Origin of the sequence: Caballeronia arationis (assembly GCF_001544975.2) — a bacterium.
GTDB classification, from domain to species: Bacteria; Pseudomonadota; Gammaproteobacteria; order Burkholderiales; family Burkholderiaceae; genus Caballeronia; species Caballeronia arationis.
Genome location: NZ_FCOG02000031.1, coordinates 70590 through 81734 on the forward strand (window position 1 = coordinate 70590; position 11145 = coordinate 81734).

General features: G+C 66.1%; 10 protein-coding genes. All 10 read left to right on the forward strand.

Annotated features, from left to right (window positions below; translation table 11 throughout):
* The first annotated feature begins 60 nt into the window (after positions 1-60).
* The 10 genes from AWB81_RS20030 to AWB81_RS20075 all read left to right on the forward strand — a co-directional run bounded on the left by AWB81_RS20030 (position 61) and on the right by AWB81_RS20075 (position 10984).
* The gene (locus tag AWB81_RS20030) at positions 61-1005 is read left to right on the forward strand and encodes a sensor histidine kinase (RefSeq protein WP_062638291.1); all 945 of its coding nucleotides are present in this window, start codon (positions 61-63) and stop codon (positions 1003-1005) included.
* A complete protein-coding gene (gene rqpR, locus AWB81_RS20035) occupies positions 1002-1658 on the forward strand; it encodes a response regulator transcription factor RqpR (RefSeq protein WP_062638292.1) in 657 nt (218 codons plus the stop codon). Before AWB81_RS20030 ends, rqpR begins: the two co-directional genes overlap by 4 nt.
* Positions 1659-1896: 238 nt before the next feature.
* Complete coding sequence (bcaP, locus tag AWB81_RS20040; RefSeq protein ID WP_062638293.1) at positions 1897-3294, forward strand: branched-chain amino acid transporter BcaP; 1398 nt, start codon at positions 1897-1899, stop codon at positions 3292-3294.
* A gap of 310 nt (positions 3295-3604) precedes the next feature.
* Positions 3605-4081 carry a (2Fe-2S)-binding protein gene (locus AWB81_RS20045; protein WP_062638294.1) on the forward strand — a complete coding sequence of 159 codons (477 nt, stop codon included), beginning with the start codon at positions 3605-3607 and terminating at the stop codon, positions 4079-4081.
* Positions 4082-4148: 67 nt separating this feature from the next.
* On the forward strand, positions 4149-6539 hold the full coding sequence (locus tag AWB81_RS20050) for a xanthine dehydrogenase family protein molybdopterin-binding subunit (protein ID WP_062638295.1): 2391 nt from the start codon (positions 4149-4151) through the stop codon (positions 6537-6539).
* A gap of 10 nt (positions 6540-6549) precedes the next feature.
* The gene (locus AWB81_RS20055; RefSeq protein ID WP_062638296.1) at positions 6550-7350 is read left to right on the forward strand and encodes an FAD binding domain-containing protein; all 801 of its coding nucleotides are present in this window, start codon (positions 6550-6552) and stop codon (positions 7348-7350) included.
* Positions 7351-7368: 18 nt separating this feature from the next.
* A complete protein-coding gene (locus AWB81_RS20060; RefSeq protein ID WP_062638297.1) occupies positions 7369-8256 on the forward strand; it encodes an AAA family ATPase in 888 nt (295 codons plus the stop codon).
* A gap of 6 nt (positions 8257-8262) precedes the next feature.
* Positions 8263-9465, forward strand: a complete 1203-nt coding sequence (locus AWB81_RS20065) for a vWA domain-containing protein (protein WP_062638298.1) — start codon at positions 8263-8265, stop codon at positions 9463-9465.
* Positions 9456-9989 carry an SRPBCC family protein gene (locus AWB81_RS20070; RefSeq protein WP_062638299.1) on the forward strand — a complete coding sequence of 178 codons (534 nt, stop codon included), beginning with the start codon at positions 9456-9458 and terminating at the stop codon, positions 9987-9989. The genes AWB81_RS20065 and AWB81_RS20070 overlap by 10 nt, the downstream gene beginning before the upstream one ends.
* Positions 9962-10984 carry an XdhC family protein gene (locus AWB81_RS20075; RefSeq protein ID WP_062638300.1) on the forward strand — a complete coding sequence of 341 codons (1023 nt, stop codon included), beginning with the start codon at positions 9962-9964 and terminating at the stop codon, positions 10982-10984. The genes AWB81_RS20070 and AWB81_RS20075 overlap by 28 nt, the downstream gene beginning before the upstream one ends.
* Positions 10985-11145: the final 161 nt, after the last annotated feature.

An 11145-nucleotide genomic window follows, 5' to 3' on the forward strand; every position in this document is an offset into this window, starting at 1 on the left:
CGCAATGTCGGATCGCCGGCTGCGACGCCACCCGACTGCGCTCCTCGCAAGGAGAGTGAGATGAAGACGTCGACCGTTGCCGTAACCGACCACAGCCTGGCGCCGCGCGCCACGCTGTGCGCCGTGCCGCCGGCTTGCGCGCCTTTGGCTCAGCCGGCGGCGAGCCCGTCCGGAGTACCTTCGACACGCGCAACCGGCGAGCAGTCGGCGCTCTCGGCGCTGATCGACGCCAGGCTCGCCGCCGATCGTGAGATCCAGCGGCTCTCGGCTCGCGTGCAGCAGTTGTCGGCGCAACTCGTAGCCGTCGACGAACGCGTTCGCCGCTCGCTCGCCCAGGACCTGCACGACGACGCCGGATCCGCGCTGACCGCCGCGCGTTTCGCCCTCGCGCGCATCGAAACCTGGCTTCCGGCCGACGCTCCCGCGCCTTGCGGCGAAGCGCTCCAGACTGCCCGCCACTCGCTCGACGCCGCCTGCGACGCCACCCATCGCGTGGTCGCGGATCTCCACGCGCCGTGTTTCGATGACGGCGTCGCACACGCGCTCGCCGACTGGGCCGCGCGCTTCGCCGCCGTCACATCGCTCGCCGTGCATGTCGCCGGTTGCGCCGATGACAACCGCCTCGCGCGGTTGCCCGAAGCCGTCGCGCTCGCCGTGTTCCGGGTGGCGCAGGAGGCGCTGAACAACGTCGCGCGTCATGCGCGCGCCAGCGAGACGTCCGTGCGCATCGCAGCCGATGCGCGCTTCGTGACGCTCGTCATCGCCGATGACGGCATCGGCATTCCTGCCGCCGCGCGCCGCAAGCTCGGCCGTTTCGGCCTCGCGGGCATGCGGGCGCGCTGCGACGCGCTCGGCGGCAGCCTGCGTGTGAGCGCATCGAAAACAGGCGGCACCACGGTTCGCGCGCGCTTTCCGCTGACGTCCGCTGCAGGCGCCGTGTCGTCGATCCGCCCCGCGCTGCACGCCGTCGAGCCGCGCGCTCAGCTCGCGAGGGCATCGAATTGAGCCTGCGCATCCTGCTCGCCGACGACCACGCCATCGTTCGCCGGGGCGTCTCGCAGCTGCTGCTGGAGCGCGGCATCGCGTCCGAAGTGGTCGAGGCCGACACCGGGGCGCAGGCGATCAGCCTCGCCGGCCAGTGTCCGCTCGACGTCGCGCTGCTCGACATCTCGCTACCCGACGTGAACGGCGTCGACGTGCTCAAGCGTCTGAAGCGGCAGGTGCCGCGCTTGCCGGTGCTGATGTTCTCGATGTATCGCGAGGATCAGTACGCCGTGCGTGCGTTGAAGGCCGGCGCGGCGGGCTACCTGTCGAAATCGGCCGATCCCGCGCTGATGATCGCCGCGATCCAGCAGGTCGCGGCGGGACGCAAATATGTGAGCCCGGCGATGGCGGAAGCGCTCGCGGACTACGTCTCGCTGGATTCGGAGCAGATGCCGCACGAAAAGCTCTCCGACCGCGAATTCCAGACGCTTTGCATGCTCGCGTCGGGCAAGCGGCTGACGGATATCGCGAACGCGCTGTCGCTTTCGGTGAAGACGGTGAGCGTGTACCGGTCGAGGCTGCTCGACAAGATGAAGCTCGCGAATAACGCCGAACTGACCTTCTACGTGATGAGCAACCGGCTCGTCGATATGAATCCGGCTATCGCAAGTTGATCGTGTGCACCGTTCGCGTGCATTAACCGGATCTTCCTCGCCTGCGCCCTTTTCTCCAGACGAATTGGCCGTGAAAGCCGTGCGCCGCGTGGCTTGTTCTCAAACGGAAGCCGATTGTGCGATTTCCGTTTGTCTCAATAATTCCGCCGAGCCCAGCCCCGTCGTCTCTGTCCGATAAAATTGCGGGTTTTCCCGTAGTCGGCGCGCGCCAGCGCGCGAATAAGGAGACTCCCGCCCCATGTCGCTGTTTCGCAAGAAAAATATCGAACATATGCTCGCCGGCGCGCAAAGCGCCGGACTCAAGAAAACGCTCGGCGCGCTCGACCTGACGTTCCTCGGCATCGGCGCCATCATCGGCACCGGCATTTTCATGCTCACCGGCACCGGCGCCGTGCAGGCCGGCCCTGCGCTGATGGTGACGTTCGTCGTCGCGGCAATCGCCTGCTGCTTCGCGGCGCTCGCCTACGCCGAATTCTCCTCGACGATTCCCGTCGCCGGCTCCATCTACACCTATTCCTACGCGACGCTCGGCGAACTCGCCGCGTGGATCATCGGCTGGGACTTGATGCTCGAATACGGGCTCGCGAGCTCGGCGGTGTCGGTCGCCTGGTCGGGGTATCTGCAGTCGCTGCTGTCGGGCTTCGGCATCTCGCTGCCGACCGCGCTCACCGCCGCGCCCGGCGCGCTGCCCGGCCACGAGACCTTCTTCAACCTGCCCGCGTTCCTCGTGATGATGGCGATCACCGCCCTGCTCGCGGTCGGCGTGAAGGAATCGACGCGCGTGAACAACCTGATGGTCGCGGTCAAGGTGACGGTCGTGCTGCTCGTGATCGGCGTGGGCGTGTTCCACGTCACGCCGGCGAACTGGCATCCGTTCATGCCGAACGGCTGGTCCGGTGTGTTCGGTGCGGCGGCCGTGATGTTCTTCGCGTTCATCGGGTTCGATTCGGTGTCGTCGGCGGCGGAGGAAGTGAAGAATCCGAAGCGCGACCTGCCGATCGGCATCATTGCGTCGCTCGTCGTGTGCGCGGTGCTGTACGTGGCGGTGGCGGCGGTCGTCACCGGCATCGTGCCGTCGGCGCAGTTCGCGAGCATCTCGCATCCGGTGTCCTACGCGCTGCAAGTGGCGGGACAAAACTGGGTCGCGGGCTTCATCGATCTCGGCGCGGTGCTCGGCATGCTGACCGTGATCCTCGTGATGAGCTACGGCCAGACGCGCGTGATCTACGCGATGTCGCGCGACGGCCTCCTGCCCGCACGGCTTTCCAAAGTGCATCCGCGCTTCGCGACGCCGTATTTCACGACCTGGCTCGTCGGCATCTTCTTCGGGCTGATCGGCGCGCTCGTGCCGCTCAACGTGCTGGCCGAGTTGATCAACATCGGCACACTCGCGGCGTTCTCGATGGTGTCGATCGCGGTGCTGATCCTGCGCAGGACGCATCCCGAACTGCCGCGCGCGTTTCGCTGCCCGGGCGTGCCGGTGGTGCCGGTTCTCGCGGTGGCATCGTGCCTCTTCCTGATGGCGAATCTCCGGGCGATGACGTGGATCGCTTTCGTGGTGTGGCTCGTGATCGGCCTCGCCATCTACTTCGGCTTCGCGCGCGGGAATTCGAAGCTCGGGCGCGGCATCGAGTAACACCGGTCACGCGACCGCATTCTTCAGGCAAAGCGCCGTCCTTCCGGGCGGCGCTTTGCTTTGCGCATTCCGCGCAGACGCCTCGGATTATTGCTGCAAAGCAGCGAGAGCGGACGCATCGAACGCGCGTTCGGAGCCGATGGCGACGCCCGCTTTTTTGTGTTTTACTCCTTGTTACAACAACGACACGCGAAGTTCCAGCCGGACCCAGCAGACGCTCGAGAGCGGCAGCAAGGAAGGTGAAGGACGTGTAGCTCGTGAGCATGTGTTTGGGCTGGCCGGCAGGCCATTCCCCACAGGAGACACAGCAATGACGCTCAGCATCAGTCTGACGGTCAACGGCAAACCCGTGACCGCCGACGTCGAACCTCACATCCTGCTCGTGCAGTTCCTGCGCGAGCAGTTGAGGCTCACGGGCACCCACATCGGCTGCGATACCGCGCAATGCGGCGCGTGCACTGTCCATCTCGACGGCCGCGCGATCAAGTCATGCAACATCCTCGCCGTGCAGGCGGACGGCCTTGAAGTCACCACCATCGAAGGGATGACGAAAGACGGCGAGCTTCATCCGATGCAGGCGGCGTTCAAGGACTGTCATGGTCTGCAATGCGGTTTCTGTACGCCGGGCATGGTGATGAGCGCGAGCGCGCTCGCTGCAGAGAGCTCCGGTCTCACTGAAGAAGAAGTGCGCGAGCAACTCGACGGCAATCTCTGCCGCTGTACCGGCTATCACAACATCGTGAAAGCGGTCCTGCAGGGCGCAGAGGCCATGAAGGCGAGCGGCTGATCCCACGCCGCGCAAGGCTTCCCGAGTTCATTCCATTCGATGAATCGCGCCTATTTGGGAGACCGCGATGAATGCCCCTGAGCAACAGCACATGATTGGCGCCGCCGTGAAACGCAAAGAAGACTATCGCTTCCTGACGGGCGCGGGCCAGTACACCGACGATGTCGTCCTTCCGCAGCAAAGCCACGGCGTGTTCCTGCGCTCGCCGCACGCGCACGCGAAGATCCGCAGCATCGACACGGCCGCAGCCAAGGCGTCGCCCGGCGTGATCGCCATCTTCACCGGCGCCGATCTCGCGGCGGCGAATGTCGGCGGCTTGCCGTGCGGATGGCTGATCCATAGCACCGATGGCAAGCCGATGCACGAGCCGCCGCATCCTGTCATTGCGCACGAGAAGGTGCGGCATGTCGGCGATCAGGTGGCGCTCGTCGTCGCGGAATCGGTGAAGGAAGCGAAGGACGCGCTCGAACTGATCGACGTGGATTACGACGTGCTGCCGGCCGTCGTCGATACGGGCAGCGCGTCGAATACGGGCCAGCCGCTCGTGCACGACGGCGTGCCGGACAACGTCTGCTACAACTGGGGCCACGGCGACAAGGCAAAGACCGACGCCGCGTTCGCGCAGGCCGCGCACGTGACGACGCTCGACATCGTGAACCAGCGGCTCATCCCGAACGCAATCGAGCCGCGCGCGGTGAACGCGAGCTATTCGAAGCACGACGAGAGCTACACGGTCTACGTCGCGAACCAGAATCCGCACGTCGAGCGCCTGTTGATGGCGGCGTTCGTGCTGTCGCTGCCGGAATCGAAGTTGAGGGTGATCGCGCCGGACGTCGGCGGCGGCTTCGGCTCGAAGATCTTCCTGTACGCCGAGGACGTGGCGCTCACCTGGGCGTCGAAGAAAGTCGGGCGGCCGATCAAGTGGACGGCCGAGCGCTCGGAAGCGTTTCTCTCCGATGCCCACGGTCGCGACCACGTGACGAAGGCCGAACTCGCGTTGGACGAGGACGGCAAGTTCCTCGGGATGCGCGTCCACACGACCGCGAACATGGGCGCCTACCTGTCGACGTTCGCATCGTCCGTGCCGACGATCCTTTACGCGACGCTGCTCGCCGGCCAGTACTCGACGCCCGCGATCTACGCCGAGGTGAAGGCGGTCTTCACGAACACGGTGCCGGTCGATGCCTATCGCGGCGCGGGCCGCCCCGAGGCGACTTACGTGGTCGAGCGGCTGGTCGAGACGGCGGCGCGCGAGATGAACATCGATCCTGCCGAGATTCGCCGGCGCAATTTCATCCGCGAGTTTCCGTATGCGACGCCGGTTGGCCTCACCTACGACACCGGCGACTACGACACGATCCTGGACCGCGCGCTCGAAATCGCCGACGTGAAGGGCTTCCCGGCGCGCCGCGACGAAGCGAAGAAGCAAGGCAAGCTGCGCGGCATTGGCTATTCGTGCTACATCGAGGCGTGCGGACTCGCGCCGTCGAACATCGCGGGGGCGCTCGGCGCGCGGGCGGGCCTGTTCGAAGCGGGCGAAGTGCGCGTGCATCCGACCGGCTCCGTCACTGTCTTCACGGGCTCGCACAGCCACGGACAGGGTCACGAGACGACCTTCGCGCAGGTGGTCGCGGACCGGCTCGGGGTGTCGATCGACAACGTCGAGATCATTCACGGCGACACCGGTCGCATTCCGTTCGGCATGGGCACGTATGGCTCGCGTTCGATCGCGGTCGGCGGCTCGGCGCTGATGAAGGCGCTCGACAAGATCGAGGCGAAGGCGAAGAAGATCGCCGCGCATTTGCTGGAGGCGTCGGCGGAGGACATCGAGTTCAAGGACGGCATCTTCCGCGTCGCGGGCACGGACCGCACGAAGACCTTCGTCGACGTGTCGCTCGCGGCCTACGTGCCGCACAACTTCCCGCTCGAACATCTGGAGCCGGGCCTCAACGAAAACGCGTTCTACGATCCGACCAATTTCACCTATCCGTCGGGCGCGTACATCTGCGAAGTCGAAGTCGATCAGGACACGGGCGAGACGCGCATCCAGAAGTTCACCGCCGTCGACGATTTCGGCAACGTGATCAATCCGATGATCGTCGAGGGGCAGGTGCATGGCGGGCTCGGCCAGGGTATCGGCCAGGCGATGCTTGAGCGCTGCGTGTACGACAACGAGAGCGGCCAGTTGCTGTCCGGCTCGTTCATGGATTACGCGATGCCGCATGCGATCGACTTGCCGAACTTCACGGTGGAGACCGCGAAGGGCACGCCGTGCACGCACAATCCGCTCGGCGTGAAGGGTTGCGGCGAGGCGGGCGCGATCGGCTCGCCGCCTGCCGTCATCAACGCGATTCTGGATGCGCTCGCTCCGCTCGGCGTGAAGGACTTGCAGATGCCCGCGACGCCGCATCGCGTGTGGTCGGCGATGCACGCGGCTTCTTCCAACGCTAAGGCCTGAGGACTTCGACATGTACACATTCGATTACCAGCGGCCCGAGCAGGCCGATGCAGCGGTCAAGACGCTCACGGCGAACGGTGAAGCGAAGTATCTCGCGGGCGGCCAAAGCCTTCTGCCGACGATGCGCCTGCGCCTCGCGCAACCGTCGGCGCTCATCGACGTCACGCGCATTGCGTCGATGAAGGCGATCAGCGTGAGCGGCGACACGGTCACGATCGGCGGCGCGGTGTGCCACGCGCAGGTCGCGGCGAGCGCGGACGTGAAGAAGGCGCTGCCGGGACTCGCCGACCTCGCCGGGCGCATCGGCGACCGGCAGGTTCGCGAGCGCGGCACGATCGGCGGGTCGCTTGCCAACGACGACCCGGCGGCGTGCTATCCGTCCGCCGTGCTCGCGCTGAACGCGACGGTCGTCACGGACCGCCGCCGCATCGCGGCCGACGACTTCTTTCTCGGCATGTACGAAACCGCGCTCGAACCCGACGAACTGATCACCGCCGTCGAATTCACGCTCGCCGAGCGCGCCGCCTACGAGAAGTTTCGCAATCCGGCTTCGCACTTCGCGCTAGTCGGCGTGTTCGTCGCCAGGCGTGCGGACGGCGTGCGCGTCGCGGTGACGGGCGCGGCGCCCTCCGTGTTCCGGGCGAAGGAACTGGAGGCGGCGTTGTCGAAGGATTTCTCCGTGGCGTCGGCGCGCAGCGTGACGATCTCGCCGGGCGGCCTGAACGACGACATGCACGCGAGCGCGGCCTACCGCGCGCACCTGATTCCGGTGCTCGCCGGCCGTGCGATCGAGCGGGCCAACGCGTTCTAGCGTTACTTCAGGAGCTTCATGGAGCCCGCGTCGATCGACCAAACGCTCGTGCGTCTCAGCGAGCAGAAGTACTTCGCCAGCCGCGAACTCGCGACTGCGCTCTTCCTCGCCCTGAAAATGCAGCGTCCGCTCTTTCTCGAAGGCGAACCGGGCGTCGGCAAGACCGAGCTGGCGAAGGCGGCGGCGGGGCTGCTCGGCACGTCGATGCTGCGCCTGCAATGCTATGAAGGACTCGACACCGCGAGCGCCCTGTACGAGTGGGACTACCCGCGCCAGATCATGGCGCTGCGGCTCGCGGAAGCGTCGGGCGAGCAGCCGTCGAACGATTCGCTTTATCGAAGCGAGTTCTTGCTCAAGCGCCCGCTCCTCCAGGCGCTGATGCCCGATCCGCTGAACGCGCTTGCGCGGCGCGTGTTGCTGATCGACGAAATCGATCGCGCCGACGAGCCGTTCGAAGCCTTCCTGCTCGAACTGCTCTCGGATTTTCAGGTGTCGATTCCCGAGTACGGCACGGTGCGCGCTGAGCAGCCGCCGCTCGTCGTGATGACGTCGAACCGCACGCGCGAGGTTCACGACGCGCTCAAGCGCCGCTGTCTTTATCAGTGGATCGGTTATCCCGAACGCGACGTCGAACTGGCGATCGTCGCGGCGCGCGCGCCCGAGGCGGGCGCCGAGTTGCAGGCGCGCGCGGTCGCGTTCGTTCACCGGCTGCGCACGCTCGATTTGTTCAAGGCGCCGGGCGTCGCGGAAACGATCGACTGGTGCCGCGCGCTCGCCGCGCTTTCCGTCAGCGAACTCGATCCGCAATCGGTGCAGGACACGCTCGGCGTGTTGCTGAAGTATCAGGACGACCTGGCGCGCGTCGATCGCGAGACGATCGCGCAGTGTCTCGCCGCGCCGGCCTGATTCGCGATGGAACCGTTCGCGCGCAACGTCGTGCATTTCATTCGCCTCTTGCGCGGCGCGGGGCTCGGCATGTCGCCGGCGCAGGCGGTCGATGCGCTCGACGCGCTGCGCTGGATCGACATCGCCCGTCGCGATGACGTGCGCGCGACGCTCGCATCGCTCGTCGTGCATGCGCCGGACGAGCGCGACATTTTCGATGCCGCGTTCGACCTTTTCTGGCGCGATCCCGATTGGGAAGGCAAGCTGCGCGCGATGCTGCTGCCGAAGGTGACAGGCGGCGCGCCGCCGCCCAAACGCAACAACCGTCTCGCCGATGCGCTTGCGGCGCGTGCGGCTTCGTCGGCGCCGCCGCGGCCCGCGGAGCACGAGCGCGAGCCGGAGCAACTGCACGCGCGCATGACCTTCAGCGCGGAAGAGCGCCTGAGTCATCGTGACTTCGACACGCTCACCGCGGACGAATGGCGCACCTTGCGGCATCAGATCCGTTCGCACCGGTTGCCGCTCGCGACCGAACCGACGCGGCGTCTCAAGGCGGCGTCGCGCGGCACGCATGCCGACCTGCGCGCGAGTGCGCGCCATGCGGTGCGATCCGGCGGCGACTGGACCGTGTGGAAGTACCGGGCGACGGTCGAGCGTCGTCCGCCGCTCGTGCTGCTGCTCGACATTTCGGGCTCGATGAGCGCGTATTCGCGGGCTGTGCTCTACTTCTGCCATGCGCTCCTGCAATCGCGCGAACGGCTGCAGGTCTTCCTGTTCGGCACGCGGCTCACGAACGCGACACGCGCGCTGCGCGAACGCGATCCCGATATTGCGATCGCCGGGCTGGCGGAGCAGGTCGTCGACTGGTCGGGCGGCACGCGTATCGGCGCCGCGCTCGCCGAGTTCAACCGGCGCTGGGCGCGCCGCGTGCTCTCGGGCCGGGCGACGGTGCTGTTCGTGACCGATGGCCTCGATCACGAAGCGATCGACGTGCTCGATGCCGAGATGGCGCGGCTCGCGCGCTTCGCCCATCGGCTCGTGTGGCTCAATCCGCTGTTGCGTTATCCGGAATTCACGCCGCGCGCGCGGGGCGTGCGCGCGATCCTGCCGCACGTCGATGCGATGCTCGCGGCGCATAACCTCGACAGCCTTGCTGCTGTCGGGCGGGAACTGGCGTCGATGAACGGACGCACGGCGGCCCGCAATACAGGAGACATGCGATGGAACTGACCGAGACTCACACGTTGCCCGTGCCGCAGGAGCGCGCGTGGGAAGCGCTGAACGACACGGAGATATTGCGTGCGTGCATTCCCGGCTGCGAGAGCATCGAAGCCGACGGCGTAAACGAGTATGCGGTCGCGATGACGGCATCGGTCGGACCCGTGAAGGCGCGCTTCAAGGGGCGCATGAATCTCACCGAGATCGACGCGCCCCACACCTACACGATCGTGTTCGAAGGGCAGGGCGGCGCGGCGGGTTTCAGCAAGGGCAGCGCGAAGGTGAATCTCGAACCCGGCGACGACGCCGACACGACGACGCTCTCATACAGCGCGAACGCACAGGTCGGCGGGAAGCTCGCGCAGATCGGCTCGCGGCTCGTCGATGGGGCGGCGCGCAAGATAGCCGGGGAATTTTTCAAGCGCTTCAGCGCGCAGTTGCAAGGCACGCCGGAGGCGGGGGACAGCGAGGCGTCGCCGGGTGACGATGAGGAGAAAGGAAAGAAATCATGGACAGCGTGGATCTCGAAGTCCTGAGGAACAGCGCTCGGTGGCTCGAAGACGGGCATCGCGTACTGCTCGTCACGGTGGTGAAAACGTGGGGCTCGTCGCCCCGGCCCGAGGGCGCGATGCTCGCCGTGCGCGACGACGGGCATGTGGTCGGCTCGGTGTCGGGCGGCTGTATCGAAGACGACCTGATCGAGCGCGTGCGGCAGCGCGGGATCGAACAGACGCGGCCCGAGGCCGTGAAGTACGGGATCACGGCGGAAGAGGCGCATCGATTCGGTCTGCCTTGCGGCGGGACGATTCAGCTCGTGCTGGAGCCGTTGACGTTGCAAAGCGGGATCGCCGGATTGTGCGAGGCAGTGGAGGCGGGAAGACTCGTCGCGCGGTCTTTGGACATGACGACAGGCGAGGTGCGGATGGAGCCGGCACTGGCGACCGATGGCGTGCTCTTCGACGATTCGACGCTGCTCACGATCCACGGGCCGCGGTATCGGATGCTCGTGATCGGGGCAGGGCAGTTGTCGCGGTATCTGTGCAATATCGCGGTGGGGCTGGATTACCAGGTCACTGTGTGCGATCCGCGTGAGGAGTACACGGAGGAGTGGGACGTCCCTGGGACTACCATCGTGCGGACCATGCCGGACGATACGGTCATGGAGATGAATCTCGATGAACGATGCGCGGTGATTGCCTTGACGCATGATCCGAAGCTGGATGATCTCGCGTTGATGGAGGCGTTGAAGACGCCTGCCTTTTATGTCGGCGCGCTGGGGTCGCGGAGGAATAATGCGGCTCGGCGCGAAAGGCTGAAGGAATTCGATTTGTCCGAGGCGGAGTTGGCACGGTTGCACGGGCCGGTGGGGATTTATATCGGAAGCCGGACGCCGCCGGAGATTGCGGTGTCCATTCTCGCCGAGGTGACTGCAGCGAAGAATGGGGTTTCGTTGCCGGAACTGTTGAAGGTCGAAGGGGCCAAGGCCGCGCGGGAGGTTGAAGGGCGGGATGGGGTGGTTTGCGGGGTGTGAGGCGGTGCGGCATGGTTCATCGACCGTCGTCCTGAAACGCAAAAGGCCGTTTCGACGTACGTCGACACGGCCTTCTGTGAGGGCGTAATTAGTTTTGTGTAAACGGTCATTTGGCAGGAGACTGCCCGTAACAGGAGCGACGATGACCGTAGCCAAACGCA